This window comes from Bradyrhizobium sp. (assembly GCF_035484855.1).
GTDB lineage: Bacteria > Pseudomonadota > Alphaproteobacteria > Rhizobiales > Xanthobacteraceae > Bradyrhizobium.
In genome coordinates, this window is sequence record NZ_DATHOP010000214.1 from 59,962 (window position 1) to 75,819 (window position 15,858).

Consider the following 15,858-nt stretch of genomic DNA (forward strand, 5'->3'; position numbering starts at 1 on the left):
CCAATGTTGATTCGCAGAGCTAGTGTTCTTTCGGCACACGGGAAAGGCGCATCAGGGCGCGCTGGCGGTCGCGGAGCCGCCGGCACCGGACGGCTACGGGCGTCCGACGGCGGCATCCAGCCCGGCCTGGTGTTCGATTTCCGAATTCAACTCCGCGCCCCAGAGCACGATGATGGCCGACATCCACATCCATATCATCAGCCCGATGGCCGCGCCCAGCGAACCATAGGTCGCATCGTAATTGGCGAAATTGGAAAGATACCAGGACAATAGCGCCGAGCCCGCGATCCACAGCAAGGAAGCCGCGATGGCGCCGACGCCCAACCATCGCCAGCGCGTCGCGCGGCGGTTCGGTCCGAACCGGTAGAGAACGCCGAGCGCTATCATCAGCACGGCGAGCAACAGCGGCCACCGCGCGAAAGCGACAATGGCCCGGCTTTCCGGCTCGAGGCCCAGATGATCGAGCGCGAGCGGCAGCGCCACGACCGCGGCCACCATCAAGAGCAGGGCCGCAATGCCGCCGACCGTGAACACAAGCGAAATCAGGTTCAACCTGAAGAAGCCGCGCGTCTCGCGCACCTCATAGGCGACGTTGAGCGCATCGATCACCGCTTTGACGCCGGCATTGGCGCTCCAGATTGCAAGCGCGAGACCGAACAGGAAGGTCGTCCCGAGCGAAGCGTTTCCCTTGTCCAGTACCCGGGCGATCTGGTCCCGCACGATCTGGAACGAGTCCGCCGGCAACATCAGCGCCAGCGTCTGCAGATTGTCGGTGATGGTCGATGGCTTGGCGAACAGGCCGTAGGATGAAACCAGTGCCGTAATCGCGGGGAATACCGCCAACAGGCCGAAGAACACGACGCCGGCGGCGGTGGCGAGCAGCCGGTCGTCGCCGGTCCTCACATAGGTCCGCCGCAGAATGCCTTTCCAGCCGTTCCACGGGATATGAAGGGGACCAGCGGCGGGGCGTCCGCGAGCGGGCTTCTGCAATGCGGGCTGCCCATGGCCATGCTCCGCAAGCGCGGCATCCGCGGGTTGCGGAACAGGGCCGTGCTGGTGCGCCCCGAAAAAGCGCTGCGCGGTCAGGATCAGCAGCGTTGTGGCGGCGATCAGGAGCAGATTGTCGGCATGCCCAGATCGCCGGTCCAGCATCACACGGCCGTCCGTCGCGTCTGCCGCCGTCTCGCGGCGGCCCAGCCCAGCAAGGTCGCGGTCAGGATCAGGCCAGCTTTCATCGTCGCGTTGCCTGGCCCGCCGCGATGCGGCGCGCGCCGACGCCTGCGGCCCATCTGCGGAGCAGGCCCAGAGGGAGCCATCAGGATGGCCTCGGCGGTCTCCCGAACGGCCTCGACTTGATCGGGTTGAACCGGATTGGCCTTGATCGCGACGCGCAGGCGGCTGCTGAGCGATGGAAACTGCGGCGGCGAGCGCTTCAATCGGCTGGCGGCGACGCCGGCCAGCACCAAGGCGATCAACAGCAGCAAGGCACCGACCACACCAAAGGCGGGAAACCGGCCATAAGTGATTTCAACCCAGCGAAACAGCGCGGCAATGCCGACAAAACAGGCCGCGATCAGGAAGATGCCGGATGCCGCGAACAGCCCGGCGGCGATGGCGTAGGACGCAACCGTCCCGGTGGCCTGGTTTGCGCGGTCGCGCAGATAGGAGCGCGTCGCCAGCTTGAGCTGGTTGACTTTGAGCGCGAGTCCGGCGCGCAGCAAGCCGCTCGATGCTCCCGGCATATCCGTCGTTCCTCCGCACAGCGACCGAAGCGTCGCTGCGGTGGTTGAACGTGGAGACGTTTGTAAGGTTCCGCGAGCGGCTGTGCCTCTCCCGTGAAGAAGTCGGGAGAGGTTGCCAATCCCCTAGGCCACCGCGCGGATCACCTTGGCGACCTTGCCGACGATCTCGCCGATCTGGTCTTCGCTGACGATCAGGGGTGGGGTCAGCGCCAGCGTGTCGCCGGCGATGCGCAGCATCAAATCGTTGTCGTGGAAGGCGCTGTTGAGCGCGTCGAAGCCGCGCTTGCCCGGCAGGTCCGGCCGCGACGCAAGGTCGATGCCCGCGGTCAGTCCGATGGTGCGGATGTCGACCACGTTCGGCTCGCTCTTCAGCGACATCACGGCGTCGGCGAATTTCGGCTCGAGCTTGTGGGCGCGCTCGAACAGTTTTTCGTCGCGGTAGATGTCCAGCGTCGCCAGCGCCGCGGCGCAGGCGATCGGGTGCGCCGAATAGGTATAGCCGTGGGTCAGCTCCACCATGTGCTCCGGGCCGCTCATGAAGGCGTCGTGGATGGTGTCGCGCACCAGCACCCCGCCCATCGGGGCGGCGCCATTGGTGATGCCCTTGGCGAAAGTCAGCATGTCCGGCAGCACGCCGTAGCGCTCGGCGGCGAAGGCAAAGCCGAGCCGGCCGTAGCCGGTGATGACCTCGTCGAAGATCAGGAGGATGCCGTGCTTCTGGGTGATCTCGCGCAGCCGCTTCAGATAGCCCTTCGGCGGCGGCAGCACGCCGGTCGAGCCGGCCATCGGCTCGACGATGACGGCGGCGATGGTGGAGGCGCCATGCAGGTTGACCAGCCGCTCCAACTCGTCGGCGAAATGGACGCCGTATTCCGGCTCGCCCTTGGTGAAGGCCTGCTTGTCGCGGTCATAGGTGTGCGGCAGGTGATCGACGCCGGCGAGCAGCGTGCCGAACATCTTCCTGTTGTTGACGATGCCGCCCACGGAAGTGCCGCCGAAGCCGACGCCGTGATAGCCGCGCTCGCGGCCGATCAGGCGGGTGCGGGTGCCCGCGCCTTGCGTCTGGTGATAGGCCAGCGCGATCTTGAGCGCGGTGTCGGCGGCTTCCGAGCCGGAATTGCAGAAGAACACGTGATCGAGGCCGGCCGGTGCCAGGTCCGCGATGCGGCTGGCCAACTCGAAGGCCTGCGGAATGCCGAACTGGAACGGCGGCGCGTAGTCCAGGGCTGCGGCCTGCTTGCCGATCGCTTCCGCGATCTGGCTGCGGCCGTGGCCGGCATTGCAGCACCACATGCCGGCGGCGGCATCGATGATCTTGCGGCCGTCGATGGTGATGTAATGCATGTCCTTGGCGCCGGCGAGCAGTCGCGGATTCTTCTTGAACGCCCGGTTGGCGGTGAACGGCATCCAGTGCGCGGCAAGGTCATTGGGGACATTGACGGCGGCGGGGCGTGGGCTCTTGTCCAGCATCGGGGGCCTCTTGAAGTGTTGGGGTGTGGCGGCTTTCCGGCAGGCTATCAGTTTCGTCGCGAGACGGAAACGCCATCAGCCCCCCTATTTCCGCACAATCGGGCTGCTTCGGGACGGATCGCGGGGAAGACTCGCTCAGAGGTCGGCGGCTACAATCCAGAACACTTCGCCGTCCGAATCCTCGGTGTCGAGCCAAAGCAGAGGCAATTGCGGGAAGGCGGCCTCGAGCCGCTCGCGGCCGCGGCCGATTTCGCACAACAGGCCACCTGCGGGCGTCAGGTGCCGTTTCGCCTCCTGCAGGATGCGGCGGACCAGATCGAGCCCGTCGGCACCGCCATCCAAAGCAATTTTCGGCTCGGCGCGGCATTCGCGCGGCAGAGCGGCCATGCCCTCGGCGTCGACATAGGGCGGGTTGGAGATGATCAGGTCGTAACGCGTCGCGCCAAGCGGCCCGAACAGGTCGCTGCGGTGCAGCGTCAGGCGGTGTTGGAGGCCGTAATCTCTGACGTTGCGGGCGGCGACGTCGAGCGCGTCCTTCGAAATATCCACCGCGTCGATCCGCGCATTCGGAAAGTTTTGCGCGGCGAGGATCGCCAGGCAGCCCGAGCCGGTGCAGAGGTCGAGCACGCTTTCGATCGCACCGGGATCGTCGATCAGCGAACCGCCTCGGTCGCTCTCGCCGCTGAAGTGCGAATCGAGCAATTCGCCGATGAAGGAGCGCGGCACGATCACCCGCTCGTCGACATAGAATGGCAGGCCGCGCATGTAGATCTTGTTGACGAGATAGGCCGCCGGCTTTCGCGTGGTGATGCGGCGCCCGATCACGTCGAGAATTTGCTTTGCCTCGCGCGCGGTGACCCGCGCGTTCGCAAAGGCCTCGAACTGGTCGGGATGCAAATGCAGGGTTTCGCAGACCAGGAAGGCGGCTTCGGCCACCGGATCGGGCGTGCCGTGCGCGAATACCAGTTTTGCCTCGATGAAGCGGCTCACCGCATAGCGGACGAAGTCGAGCAGCGTCACCAGTTCGCCGGCGGGTATTTTGGGAAATTTCGGTGCGATGGCGCTGTGCCTGGCAGCCGGCTTTGCGCGTTTCGCCATCAGGATTTGGTCCAGCGCGCGGCGGCCGCGTCATCATGGTCGCGCGCATCGACCCAACTGGTGCCGCCAGCGCTTTCCTCGCGCTTCCAGAACGGGGCGTTGGCCTTGAGAAAATCCATCAGGAACTCCGCCGCTTCGAACGCGGCCTGCCGGTGTTTTGAGGCCGTCAGCACCAGCACGATGTTTTCGCCGGGTGCGATGCGGCCGACGCGGTGAACCACGGTCAGGCCCTCGAGCGGCCAGCGCGACATCGCGGTCTCGGCGTGGCGGCCGATTTCGGCTTCCGCCATGCCGGGATAGTGCTCGAGCGTCAGCGCCGCGATGTTCCCGCCATCGTCGTCGCCCCGGCAGATGCCGGAGAAACTGACGACCGCGCCGATATCGGTGCGGCCCCTGGTCAGGTCAGCGATTTCCTGCGCGATGTCGAAATCGGCCTGCTGGATGCGGATGGTGAAATGAGCGGACATGAAGCCGTCACGATCCCCTTGGAAATCAGCCCCCGGTCATCGGCGGGAAGAAGGCGATCTCACGCGCGCCTGATATGATCGCATCCGGCCTGACATGGGCGTGGTCGATCGCGGCACGGATCACCTTCGGCGTCTCGAAGGCATGAGCATAGGTCTCGCCGCGCTGGGCCAGCCAGCCGATCAGGTCGTCGACGGTGCGCACATTGGCCGGCGGCTCGATGGTTTCTTCCGACTTGCCGACCCGTTCGCGCACCCAGGCGAAATATTTCACCTTCACCCTTCATCCTCCTTGATGAGGTGATGAATGCCGGCCCGGAAATAGTCGTAGCCGGTGTAGATCGTGAAAATCGCCGACGCCCAGAGCAGCAACAGGCCGACCTGGGTGACGATCGGCACCACCATGTCGCCGGCCTCGCCCGCGAGCAGGAAGCCGATCGCCACCAGCTGGATGGTGGTTTTCCATTTGGCGAGCTTGGTCACGGGCACGCTGACCCGTAGGCCTGCGAGATATTCGCGCAATCCCGACACCAGGATTTCGCGGCACAGGATCACGATGGCGGCCCACAGCGCCCAGCCGTGGATGATGCCATCGGCGGCCAGCATCAACAGGCAGGAGGCGACCAGAAGCTTGTCGGCGATCGGATCGAGCATGCGGCCGAACGCCGATTGCTGGTTCCAGATTCGCGCATAATAGCCATCGAGATAATCGGTGACCCCTGCGGCAATGAAGATCGCCACGGCGACCCAGCGCAGCCAGAGCGGCCCGTCCATGATGGATTGGGCATAGATACAGCCGACCACCACCGGGATGGCGGCGATCCGGGCGTAAGTCAGGATGTTCGGCAGGGAGAGCGAGTTCTTCGCCGCCCCTCGGGTTGTCGCAATGTTCATTTGTCCTACCAATACCGACTGATTGGGAAGGTCAACCGTGGGGCGCACATGACCCGCCGGATAAGACGCATATGTGACTCACGACCTTTGTCTAGCCCGCCTGGGCATGGAAAAATTCGAAAATCTTGCGCGCGCTTTCGGCGCTGACGCCCGGAACCTTGCCGAGGTCGGCGATCGAGGCCCGCTCGATCTCCTTCAGGGTTCCGAAATGATGCAGCAATGCACGTTTGCGGGCCGGACCGATGCCGGGAATCTCCTGCAAGCCCGCCTCGCGGATGTCCTTTTTGCGCAGCTTGCGGTGCGAGCCGATCACGAAACGGTGGGCTTCGTCCCGCAGCCGCTGGATGAAGTACAGCACGGGGTCGCGCGGTTCGAGCTTGATCGCCTCGCGGTCCGGCATGAACAGGGTTTCCCGGCCGGCGTCGCGGTCCGGTCCCTTGGCCACCGCCAGCAGGGCGATCTGGTTCAGCCCAAAACCTTCGAAGATCTCCCTGACGGCATTGAGCTGGCCGCGGCCGCCGTCGATGATGACGAGGTCCGGCCATTGCGGGAACGAATCGTCGTCGGCAGGTTTGGCGGCGTCGCCTTCCGCGGGCGGCGTCATCAGCCGCTTGAAGCGCCGCTGCAGCACCTCGCGCATCATCGCGTAATCGTCGCCGGGGGTGAGCCCCTCCGACTTGATGTTGAACTTGCGGTACTGGTTCTTGATGAAGCCGTCCGGCCCCGCCACGATCATGGCGCCGACCGCGTTGGTGCCCTGGATGTGGCTGTTGTCGTAGACCTCGATCCGCTTCGGCGGTCGCGGCAGGCCGAGGGTGGTCACCATGGCTTCCAGCAGGCGCCCTTGCGTTGCCGTATCGGCGAGCTTGCGGCCGAGCGCCTCGCGCGCATTGGTCAGCGCATGAACGATCAACTCCTTCTTCTCGCCGCGCCGGGGCGTTGCGACTTCGACCTTGAAGCCGGCCTTGATCGAGAGCGCGTCGGCGAGCAGTTGCTGTTCCTCGATTTCGTGCGACAGCAAGATCAGTTTCGGCGGCGGCTTGTCGTCGTAGAATTGCGCCAGGAACGAGGCCAGCACTTCCTCTGACGTAAACGACTTCTCCGCGCGCGGAAAATAGGCGCGGTTGCCCCAGTTCTGTCCGGTGCGGAAGAAGAACACCTCGACGCAGGAATAGCCGCCCTCCTGGTGGATGGCGAACACGTCGGCTTCCTCAACCGTGCGCGGATTGATGCCCTGCTGCGACTGGATCGCCGACAGGGCGGCAAGCCGGTCGCGGTAAAGCGCGGCGGTCTCGAATTCGAGTTCGGCGGAGGCTTTTTCCATCTCGCCTGCGAGTTCCTGCTTCACGAGGCGCGAGCGGCCGGACAGGAAGTCCTTGGCCTCGCGCACCAGTTCGGTGTAGCCGGGAAAATCGATCTCGCCGGTACAGGGTCCTGCGCAGCGGCGGATCTGGTAGAGCAGGCAGGGCCGGGTGCGGCTTTCGAAGAATCCGTCGGTGCAGGAGCGCACCAGGAAGGCGCGCTGCAGCGCGGTGATGGTGCGGTTGACGGCGCCGGCGGATGCGAACGGTCCGAAATATTGTCCCGGCCGCGTCTGCGCGCCGCGGTGCTTGAGGATTTGCGGCGCCCAGTGGTCGCCCGTGATCAGGATATAGGGAAACGACTTGTCGTCGCGCAGCTGCACGTTGAAGCGCGGCCGCAGCTGCTTGATCAGATTGGCTTCCAGCAGCAGCGCTTCGGTCTCCGTCGAGGTCGAGATGATCTCGACCGCAACGGTCGCCGCGATCATCCGCAGGATGCGCGCCGGCTGCGGCGCGCTCACCCGCGCGTAGGAGGAAAGCCGCTTGCGGACATTTTTAGCCTTGCCGACATAGAGCACGTCGTGGGCTGCGTTCAGCATGCGGTAGACACCGGGCGAGGTCGGGGCGAGTTTGACCGCGTTTTCGATCGCGGCATGACCGGCGGCGAGCGGGCCTTCGGCCACCGTCTCGATCGCCTCCTCGGCAACCTCCGGCAACAGCGCTTCGTCGTCCTCGTCCGAGGCCGTCATCGCCGGGTCGATATCGTCGGTGGCCGGCGCCTGCGGCGGCACGTCGGCCGCCACGGCAGGTCCGGAACCGCGCGGCGTCGTCCGCGGGGCAGGGGCCTTCGGGCTCTCCTTGGAATCCTGATCCATGGGCTTGAACTTAAGCGCGCCGGCCGCTCATCGCCAGCGCTGCAACGCCAATAGCAGACCGCGATCCGGCCATCGTGCGTAACACTTTCTTAAGAATGCTGAGCGGCCGGTAAGGTGCCTTAACAAGCCTTTAACTTAAAAGTCTCGATAAATCTTATCGATAAGAAGTGGAATTCCGTAACCATCGAGACCTCGCGCTCGCGCGCTTCATTCGAAGCACGACCCTGGGTCGCGGCAGTTGCGTTGGGAGAGTGGGATGAGCAAAAATTTTTTGCGGATGGCGGCGCTGATCGCCGCGGGCTCTGCGGTATCGGCACAGGCGGCCGATCTGCCTTACGGCTCGCGCGCGCCCTATACCGTCAACCAGCCGCTCAACGCCTATAGCTGGGCCGGCCCCTATCTCGGCGGCAATCTCGGCTATGACTGGGGTACGGTCAGCAACAATCCGACCAGGCCGTCCGGCTTCGTCGGTGGCGTCCAGGCGGGTTACAACTGGCAGAATGGCCCGTGGGTGTTCGGCGTCGAGGGCGACATCCAGGCGACCGGCGCCGACGACACCTTTGCGCCCTGGAAGTTCTCCAACCCGTGGTTCGGCACCATGCGCGGCCGCGCCGGCTATACCGTCAGCAATGTGCTGTTCTACGGCACCGGGGGTTTGGCGTTCGGCGAATTGAGCGGCCAGACCTTCGGACTGGCGGAATCCCACACCAATTTGGGCTGGACCGCGGGTGTCGGCGCCGAAGTCGGACTGGCGCCGAACTGGAGCGCCAAGATCGAATATCTCTATGTCGATCTCGCCTCCAGCAACTTCGTCATCACCGGCCTGTCGAACGGCTACCGGTTCGGAACGGTGCGCGCCGGCGTGAACTATCACTTCTGATAGCAACAAAAAACTTCGCGATCACAACCTTCCGGCCGCCTCGTGCGGCCGGAATTTTTTGATCCTATCCCGTCGCCGTCGCGAAGCGACCGCTCAAGACGAAATCACCAGATTGACCGCCTTGGGGCCTTTGCCCTTCTTGTCCGGTTCGACTTCGAATGTGATGCGCTGTCCTTCGGTCAGGTCCTTCAATCCCGCCCGCTCCACCGCGGTGATGTGGACGAACACATCGCGACCGCCGTCATCGGGCTTGATGAAGCCATAGCCCCGTTCTCCATTGAAGAACTTGACCGTACCACTCATGGCCATCGGGAAACTCCTCCCCCGTACTGCACCCGCCGCTACGCGAAGCTTGCGTCCCGGCCCGACCGGCATGCGCGCTCGGAAGGCTTGGCCACTTTTTTGCGGATTAGGCCGTTCGAGGCCGATCCGTCTTCAATTAATTCGAGGCCTTGTCACTCCGCCGCTACCATTTGCGGAAGCGGAACGTAAAGCCGATCCCAATGGAGCTGAGCATAATACGGTTCCCGGCAAATTGCCTACGGTGGAAATCGTTCTTTTCGCTGGTCCGGCCGTGACTAGGGTTTCGGCGTCTCCAGCCTGAACCGGCCGGCGCCGCCCTGGCCCAGCGGCTTTTCCAGTTCGGGCAGGATCGCCTTGAGTTCGCCCATCAGCGTCCACGGCGGGTTGACGATCAGGAGACCGCAAGAGGCAAGCGGCTCGCCCGCCGCCTGGGGTGCTACGGAAAACTCCAGCCGCAGGACTTTTCCCGGGGGCCGGGCGGCAGCTGTCACGGCGGCGGCATGCCGGGCCAGGGTGTCGGTGGCGCGGCGGCTCTTCACCGGATACCACAGCAAATAGCTGCCGGTCGGCCATTTCGCGAAGGCCTCGCCAAAACCGTCGGCGAGATGCTCGAACTCGTCTTTTGCTTCGAACGGCGGATCGATCAGGACCAGCCCGCGGCGCTCGTTCGGCGGCACGAAGGCCGGCAGCGCCAGCCAACCGTCGAGGTCGACCACGCGGGCCTGGGTGTCGCGGCGCAGCGCGTCGATCAGCTGTTTGCGCGCTTTCGGTTCGACCTCGCAGGCGGTCATTCGGTCCTGCGGCCGCAGCAAGGCGCGCGCGATCAGGGGCGAGCCGGGATAGGTCTTCAGCTCGCGCTCCGGATTGAAGGCCCTGACGATGTCGAGATAGGGTTTTAGCAGCGGCAAGGTCCGTTCCGAAAACCGCGCCTGCATGATGCGCGCTACCCCCGTGAGCCACTCGCCGCCGCGGCGCGCTTCGTCGGAGGTCAGATCGTAGCGCCCGGCGCCGGCATGGCTGTCGATGACGCGCAACGCGGCCGGCTTCTCCTGCAGATAGACCAGCATCCGCACCAGCACGATGTGCTTGATGACGTCGGCAAAGCCGCCGGCATGGAAGGCGTGACGGTAGTTCATGGCGGAGGGTTACCACGTCATTGCGAGCGCAGCGAAGCAATCCATGGATCGGCAAAGTAAGTGTGGATTGCTTCGCTGCGCTCGCAATGACGGCTGTAGCAACCCACCGTCATTCCGGGATGGTCCGAAGGACCAGACCCGGAATCTCGAGATTCCGGGTTCGATGCTTCGCATCGCCCCGGAATGACGGTGTCGCTTACCCGCCCCTTAGCGGCGGCATCGTCACCTGGTCGCGGCGGCAGCCGCGGCGGGCGATTTCCTCGCAGGCACGGAATTGCAGGTCCTTGCTCAGGCAGATCCGCACCTCGGAAAGCCGCGTCCGGTTGCAGGTCACCGCCATCGCCGCGTTGCTCAGGCCCGGATTGGCCTTGATGAAGGCAGCCTCGATCTCGTCGGGCGCCACCGTCAGGGCTTGCGACAATTCGAGGTATTCCGGCGGGATTTTCACCGCCGCGCGGGCTTTGCGGATGGTTTCGAAATAGGCCCGCGCGCCGAGCCCCGAGCAGGTGCCGTGCTTGTCCCATTCATTGAAAATCAGCCCGGGCGCCGGCATCACATCCAGCATCGAGGTCATGATATTGCGATCGAGCCGGGGCGAGGGCCGCTGGCAATATTCCGGAAAGCCGTGCTCATATTGCGGCCACAGGCCGTGGACCACGAAGGAAAACGGCCGTTCGCCGCACTGGGCCCGGGAACGGCCCTCATTGCCGCGCTCGGAGGCCTCCTCGCAGAAGGACGGCGACCATGACAGCGACAGCACGTAGTAATCGAACTCCCCGGGTGTATTCTGCCGGCTATCCTGCGCCGATGCGGGTGCTGCCGCGAAGGCCAGCGCCAAGGTCAGTAGCCCCCAGGCGGCCAGGAATGAAGCAATCGAAGATCTGGAAATCCGCTCGGTCGGAAATGGCTGCAACATGGCTACGCTCCCAATACCAATGCCGCCGCAAGCCTAGCAGGCGCCCAGAACATTTCAAGAACAAAAAGCTGAAACGGCGATCTAAAGCCGCGGAGGCGCGGGAATCGGGGCTTTGTGGATCAAGGCTTCGCGGATCAAGGCTTTGTGGATCAAGGCTTGGGAATCAGGGCTTGGCGCCCCTGCAATCGGGACTATTGGCCCAGTTGCGGTCGAGCCCGGTGACGCACCACTCGACGCCCTGGCCGAACCCGGCAAAACCGCCGTCCTCGATCAGCGAGAAATACACCTGGCGCAATTTGCCATCGCTCAGCATGACGTCGGCGGCGCAGTAGCGGCGCGGAATGTTGTCGGACTGCCACGGCCGGAAAGCGATCTCGTGCACCGCGCCATAGGCTTTGATCTGCAGCGCCGAATTCCAGAACGTGCTTTCCTTTTCCTGGAATTGGGAGGTGATGGTGCCGAGCGCCGCCTCGCAGGGTTTTAGGCGCCCGTCATATTTCGGACCGAACAGCCCGAAATTCAGCTCCATCGGGTTGGCCGCCTGCGCCGGCGAACCCAGGACGAGCGCGCCGAACATGGCGCCGAGCGCGGCCAGGCCGAATTTCTTGATAGACATGCGCATGGGCGATCCGCCGGGAAAATTAACGCGGGGACGGTGCCGTGAAGCCCGAACGAGGTCAAGTGCAACGCGGCAACACCTGTCCAATAAGTCCAGGCGGCACGGTCGGCCGTTCTTTCCATCGCCAACGATGCACACTAAGGTGTCTTCCGAAAATGGAGTTGGCGATGCGAAAGATGGCGGCGAGCCTGGTTGCGGTCTGCGGGATATTGGCGTGCGCGCCCGCGCAGGCCCAGGGCGTGTGGGGCGTCAAGGGCAACGACACCGGCGGCATCATCCCCTATCCGCTGGCCTCGCAGTACGACGCCCGGCAGCTCGCGGTCGATCACTGCGCCCGCTACGGCAAGGTGGCGAAGTTCCTCGGGGTGGATCCGCAATATGGCGGCTATATTTCCTTCTCCTGCCGCTGGGTGCCCTATGGCGCAAATGACCAGCCGCTGATCACCCGCTACTGAACCGCGCTATCCCATCCGGCGGAACGCGCTGACCGGAGCAGAAGCATGACGCGACAGCTTCTTGGATTTTGTTTGGGATGTTGCCTGCTGGCGCTATCGCCGGGGCGGGAGGCGCGGGCGGCCGAAATACCGCTGCGCAAGCCCGGCCTGTGGGAGATGAAGCTGGTGAAGACCGGCTCGGCGTTTCCCGAACTCACCATGCAGCACTGCACCGACGAGACCACCGACCGCGACATGAGCACGGCGTCCTCGCCGCTGTCGAAGGAGATCTGCTCCAGGCGCGACATCCAGCAGACCGCGACCGGCTACGTCATCGATTCCGTCTGCAGCGTGGCGGGTGCGTCGATGACCTCGCATTCCGAGGTCACCGGCGATTTCAATTCCGCCTATACCGTCAAGACCACCGCGCACAGCGAAGGCGGCGCGCTCGGTTCGCGCGATGCGACCACCATGATCGAGGCGAAATGGCTGGGGGACTGCAAACCCGGCCAGAAGCCCGGCGACATCGTGATGCCCGGCGGCTTCAGGCTCAACGTCAGGGACGCCGAAAAGCTGAAGGGCCTGGTGCCGAAGTAGCGATCATTCACCTCTCCCCGCTCTTCGCGGGGAGAGGTCGGCGCGAAGCGCCGGGTGAGGGGCTCTCTCGGCAAGTCCCGATGTCGAGAGAGCCCCTCACCCCAGCCCTCTCCCCGCAAGAGCGGGGCGAGGGAGAAGAGGCGCCGCGGCGGAGGAAATCAAACCGGAATCCGTACCGTGGCGCGCAGGCCGCCCATCGGGCTGTCGCCGAGGGTGATGTCGCCGCCATGCGAGCGCGCGATGTCGCGGGCGATCGCAAGGCCCAATCCGGTGCCGCCTTCGTCCTGGTTGCGGGCGTCGTCGAGCCGCAGGAACGGCTTGAACACTTCCTCGCGCATGCCTGCCGGAATGCCCGGCCCGTCGTCGTCGACGGTGATCGTCAGATAGCGGTGATCGCGCTGGCCCGTGATCGAGATCGCGCCTGCGTGCCGCGCCGCGTTGGAGACGAGGTTCGCAAGGCAGCGCTTGAACGAGGCCGGCTTCACCGTCACCACCGGCAGCCCGTTGAACGATACGGTCGCGGCGGTATGGCCGTTGCGTTCGGCGTCGCTGCGCAATTCCTCCAGCGCCAGCGCCATGTCGGTCGGCTGCGCCTGCTCGCCGGAATCGCCGCGCGCAAACGCAAGATAATCCTCCAGCATGCCGCTCATCTCGTCGACGTCGCGGCGCATGCCGTCGACCTCGGGGCTGTCGCCGATCAAGGCCAGCTCCAGCTTGAAGCGGGTCAGGATGGTGCGCAGATCGTGGCTGACGCCGGCCAGCATCGCGGTGCGCTGCTCGATCGAGCGCTCGACGCGTCCCTTCATTTCGAGGAAGGCCTGGGCGGCGCGGCGCACTTCGCGCGCGCCGCGGGGCCGGAAATTGGTCGCCTCGCGGCCCTTGCCGAAGCTTTCGGCGGCGTCCGCCAGCCGCAGGATCGGCTTGATCTGGTTGCGCAGGAACAGCCAGGCCACGATCAGCAGGATCGAGGAGGTGCCGAACATCCAGACCAGGAAAACCCCGGAATCCGAGGCATAGGCCGCGCTGCGCTGCGCGAAGATCTGCATCACGGCGTCATCGAGCTGGATGCGGATTTCCAGCTGGTTGGAGCGGCCGACGGTGTCGATCCAGAACGGCCGGCCGATCTGGCGGCCGAGCTGCACCGAGAGCGACTGGTCGAGCAGGGAGAAAAACGGCTTTGGGCCGGGCGCAGGCATGTCGCCGACGGGGAGGAAATCCACCACCAGCCCGAGCCGCTGCTGGGCGATCCGCCGTAGCAGCGCGCGGTCCTTGTCCTGCGGATAGCCCTTGTAGACGTCGATCAGGCTGGCGATGTCCTGCACCACCGACGCCGACAGATGTTGCGTGACGTTGCTCCAGTGCCGTTCGAAGAACACGAACGCCACCACCCATTGCAGCACCACCATCGGCACGATCATGATCAGCATGGTGCGGGCATAGAGGCCGGTCGGCATCCAGCCCTTGAACGCGTTGCCCATCCAGTTGTTGGCCGCCGAGACGCGGCCCGCGGCTGAGCGGATCAGGGTGATGCCGGTGTCGAGCGTGCTCATCTGAAATGGTTCACGGCGAGGCGACCAGGCGATAGCCGATGCCGCGCACCGCCTGCAGGAACAGTGGGTTCGCCGGATCGCGCTCGATCTTGCGGCGCAGGCGGTTGATCTGCACGTCGACGGCGCGCTCGTTGACGGTGCCGTTGCCGGTCAGCGCGCCGCGCGGCACGGTGTCGCCGCGCGCCAGCGCCAGGATGCGCAGCATCTCGCGCTCGCGGTCGGTGAGATGGACGGTCTCCTCGCTTTGCCGCAATTCACCGCGCTCCAGGTGATAGACGTAGGGCCCGAACGCGACCTGCTCCAGCGTCTCGACCGGCGGCGGCGCGGTGCGTTTGAGGATATTGCCGATCCGCAATACCAGTTCGCGCGGCTCGAACGGCTTGGCCACGTAATCGTCGGCGCCGATCTGCAGGCCCTCGATCCGGGCTTCGGCCTCATGCCGCGCCGTCAGCATGATGATCGGCACCGACGACGACGAGCGGATGAAGCGGGCGAGATCGAAGCCGGTCTCTCCCGGCATCATCACGTCGAGGATCAACAGGTCGAAATGCAGGCCGTGGAGCTTGGCGCGGGCGTCGGCCGCGCTCATCGCCGTGGTGACGCGATAACCCTCGCCGCAGAGGAAGCGCGACAACAGGTCGCGGATGCGGCGGTCGTCGTCGACCAGCAACAGATGCGGCGCGTCATCGGCCGGCTGCGGCGGGGTGCGCGCGATGGTGGCGGCCTGGATCACGTTTTTTCCTTTGCGGTTGCGCTGGAGGTCGAGAGGATCTTCTCCAGCACCTTGTCGGGATCGTCGTGATCGATCATCGCGCGCAGGAACTGGCGGACCGTCTCGGTGCCTGCCGGGCCGATGCCGGCGAGCGCGCGGTTGATGCGGTCGGTCTGCAGGCCGGCGAGTTTTGCCACCAGCGCCTCGCCCTTGGCGGTGGCGAACAGCAGGCGCTGCCGGCGGTCGTTGTTGCCGGTCTTCTGCACGATATAGCCTTCGTCGAGCAATTGCTTGAGCACGCGCCCAAGCGACTGCTTGGTGATGCGCAGCACGTCCAGCAGGTCGGCGACCTTCAATCCGGGATAGCGGTGAACGAAATGCAGCACCCGGTGATGCGCGCGGCCGAACCCGAACGCCTCCAGTTCATGGTCGGCGTCGCCGACGAAATCGCGGTAGGCGAAAAACAGCAACTCGATGATGTCCCAGCGCAAATCACTCGCTCCGGAGGCCGCAGATCGCCCCTCCGGCGGCCGCGAATCGGGGTTGGGGGAGGCATTCGAGAAATTTATGTCAGCCATATTGACGTATCTTGGGTTCAATGTTACAAAACAATCGACCACGACGAAACATTAGGTCGTTTCGCCGGCGGCGATGTTTCGAGCGGCGGAAGCCCGAGGTGGCGGCCAAGGCCGCGAATTTGGTTACCGTCGAGATTGTCGAGCGGCATTTCGGCAAACATACTGGACTTCCGCCCTCCGCAAAAGCATGTCCTATGGCCATGCCGGCGCGGAAACCGGCCGCAGGGCCGAGGACGCAGGGCCAAGCGCACTAACAAGCCTACCAACTTGAGTGAAACGCCAGCCACGG

19 protein-coding genes are annotated in these 15,858 nt (G+C 64.8%); 3 read left to right on the plus strand and 16 right to left on the minus strand.

Annotation, left to right across the window (positions count from 1 at the left end):
- Positions 1 to 93 precede the first annotated feature (93 nt).
- The 8 genes from VK804_RS24830 to uvrC all read right to left on the minus strand — a co-directional run bounded on the left by VK804_RS24830 (position 94) and on the right by uvrC (position 7,844).
- On the minus strand, positions 94 to 1,152 hold the full coding sequence (locus VK804_RS24830) for a YihY/virulence factor BrkB family protein (protein ID WP_325375136.1): 1,059 nt from the start codon (positions 1,150 to 1,152) through the stop codon (positions 94 to 96).
- Positions 1,152 to 1,742 (minus strand): phage holin family protein, encoded by a 591-nt coding sequence (locus tag VK804_RS24835; protein WP_325375137.1) that lies wholly within the window; start codon positions 1,740 to 1,742, stop codon positions 1,152 to 1,154. Before VK804_RS24835 ends, VK804_RS24830 begins: the two co-directional genes overlap by 1 nt.
- Positions 1,743 to 1,865: 123 nt before the next feature.
- Positions 1,866 to 3,212: an aspartate aminotransferase family protein gene (locus VK804_RS24840; RefSeq protein WP_325375139.1), complete on the minus strand. Its 1,347-nt coding sequence runs from the start codon at positions 3,210 to 3,212 to the stop codon at positions 1,866 to 1,868.
- Positions 3,213 to 3,347: 135 nt separating this feature from the next.
- A complete protein-coding gene (gene prmB / locus VK804_RS24845) occupies positions 3,348 to 4,310 on the minus strand; it encodes a 50S ribosomal protein L3 N(5)-glutamine methyltransferase (RefSeq protein WP_325375140.1) in 963 nt (320 codons plus the stop codon).
- Complete coding sequence (locus VK804_RS24850) at positions 4,310 to 4,777, minus strand: molybdenum cofactor biosynthesis protein MoaE (RefSeq protein ID WP_325375142.1); 468 nt, start codon at positions 4,775 to 4,777, stop codon at positions 4,310 to 4,312. Before VK804_RS24850 ends, prmB begins: the two co-directional genes overlap by 1 nt.
- 25 nt (positions 4,778 to 4,802) lie before the next feature.
- Positions 4,803 to 5,054, minus strand: coding sequence for a molybdopterin converting factor subunit 1 (gene moaD, locus VK804_RS24855; RefSeq protein ID WP_325375143.1), 252 nt, complete (start codon positions 5,052 to 5,054; stop codon positions 4,803 to 4,805).
- Positions 5,051 to 5,668 (minus strand): CDP-diacylglycerol--glycerol-3-phosphate 3-phosphatidyltransferase, encoded by a 618-nt coding sequence (gene pgsA, locus VK804_RS24860; RefSeq protein ID WP_325375144.1) that lies wholly within the window; start codon positions 5,666 to 5,668, stop codon positions 5,051 to 5,053. Before pgsA ends, moaD begins: the two co-directional genes overlap by 4 nt.
- Positions 5,669 to 5,759: 91 nt before the next feature.
- Positions 5,760 to 7,844, minus strand: a complete 2,085-nt coding sequence (gene uvrC, locus VK804_RS24865) for an excinuclease ABC subunit UvrC (protein ID WP_325375145.1) — start codon at positions 7,842 to 7,844, stop codon at positions 5,760 to 5,762.
- Positions 7,845 to 8,100: 256 nt separating this feature from the next.
- Between uvrC and VK804_RS24870 the strand changes: the two genes are divergently transcribed.
- A complete protein-coding gene (locus VK804_RS24870) occupies positions 8,101 to 8,724 on the plus strand; it encodes an outer membrane protein (protein WP_325375147.1) in 624 nt (207 codons plus the stop codon).
- Positions 8,725 to 8,817: 93 nt separating this feature from the next.
- Here the strand turns inward: VK804_RS24870 and VK804_RS24875 are convergent, their stop codons facing one another.
- The 4 genes from VK804_RS24875 to VK804_RS24890 form a co-directional block, all read right to left on the minus strand.
- Positions 8,818 to 9,033 carry a cold-shock protein gene (locus VK804_RS24875; protein WP_325375148.1) on the minus strand — a complete coding sequence of 72 codons (216 nt, stop codon included), beginning with the start codon at positions 9,031 to 9,033 and terminating at the stop codon, positions 8,818 to 8,820.
- Between the two features lie 269 nt (positions 9,034 to 9,302).
- On the minus strand, positions 9,303 to 10,163 hold the full coding sequence (locus tag VK804_RS24880; protein ID WP_325375150.1) for a 23S rRNA (adenine(2030)-N(6))-methyltransferase RlmJ: 861 nt from the start codon (positions 10,161 to 10,163) through the stop codon (positions 9,303 to 9,305).
- 196 nt (positions 10,164 to 10,359) lie between these two features.
- Positions 10,360 to 11,079, minus strand: a complete 720-nt coding sequence (locus tag VK804_RS24885; RefSeq protein ID WP_325375151.1) for a ribonuclease T2 — start codon at positions 11,077 to 11,079, stop codon at positions 10,360 to 10,362.
- Positions 11,080 to 11,242: 163 nt separating this feature from the next.
- Complete coding sequence (locus VK804_RS24890) at positions 11,243 to 11,701, minus strand: hypothetical protein (RefSeq protein ID WP_325375153.1); 459 nt, start codon at positions 11,699 to 11,701, stop codon at positions 11,243 to 11,245.
- 164 nt (positions 11,702 to 11,865) lie between these two features.
- On the opposite strand from VK804_RS24890, the gene VK804_RS24895 reads away from it, so the two are divergent.
- Both VK804_RS24895 and VK804_RS24900 read left to right on the plus strand, forming a co-directional pair.
- Positions 11,866 to 12,153 (plus strand): hypothetical protein, encoded by a 288-nt coding sequence (locus tag VK804_RS24895; RefSeq protein WP_325375154.1) that lies wholly within the window; start codon positions 11,866 to 11,868, stop codon positions 12,151 to 12,153.
- Between the two features lie 45 nt (positions 12,154 to 12,198).
- Complete coding sequence (locus VK804_RS24900; protein ID WP_325375156.1) at positions 12,199 to 12,729, plus strand: DUF3617 domain-containing protein; 531 nt, start codon at positions 12,199 to 12,201, stop codon at positions 12,727 to 12,729.
- 158 nt (positions 12,730 to 12,887) lie between these two features.
- Here the strand turns inward: VK804_RS24900 and VK804_RS24905 are convergent, their stop codons facing one another.
- From VK804_RS24905 to VK804_RS24920, 4 genes are read right to left on the minus strand one after another with little or no spacing between them, the layout of a single operon-like run.
- The gene (locus VK804_RS24905) at positions 12,888 to 14,279 is read right to left on the minus strand and encodes an ATP-binding protein (protein WP_325375158.1); all 1,392 of its coding nucleotides are present in this window, start codon (positions 14,277 to 14,279) and stop codon (positions 12,888 to 12,890) included.
- A gap of 10 nt (positions 14,280 to 14,289) precedes the next feature.
- The gene (locus VK804_RS24910; protein ID WP_325375160.1) at positions 14,290 to 15,012 is read right to left on the minus strand and encodes a response regulator transcription factor; all 723 of its coding nucleotides are present in this window, start codon (positions 15,010 to 15,012) and stop codon (positions 14,290 to 14,292) included.
- Positions 15,009 to 15,569 carry a MarR family transcriptional regulator gene (locus VK804_RS24915; RefSeq protein WP_325375162.1) on the minus strand — a complete coding sequence of 187 codons (561 nt, stop codon included), beginning with the start codon at positions 15,567 to 15,569 and terminating at the stop codon, positions 15,009 to 15,011. The genes VK804_RS24910 and VK804_RS24915 overlap by 4 nt, the downstream gene beginning before the upstream one ends.
- 23 nt (positions 15,570 to 15,592) lie before the next feature.
- Complete coding sequence (locus tag VK804_RS24920) at positions 15,593 to 15,730, minus strand: hypothetical protein (protein ID WP_325375164.1); 138 nt, start codon at positions 15,728 to 15,730, stop codon at positions 15,593 to 15,595.
- Between the last annotated feature and the right edge of the window lie 128 nt (positions 15,731 to 15,858).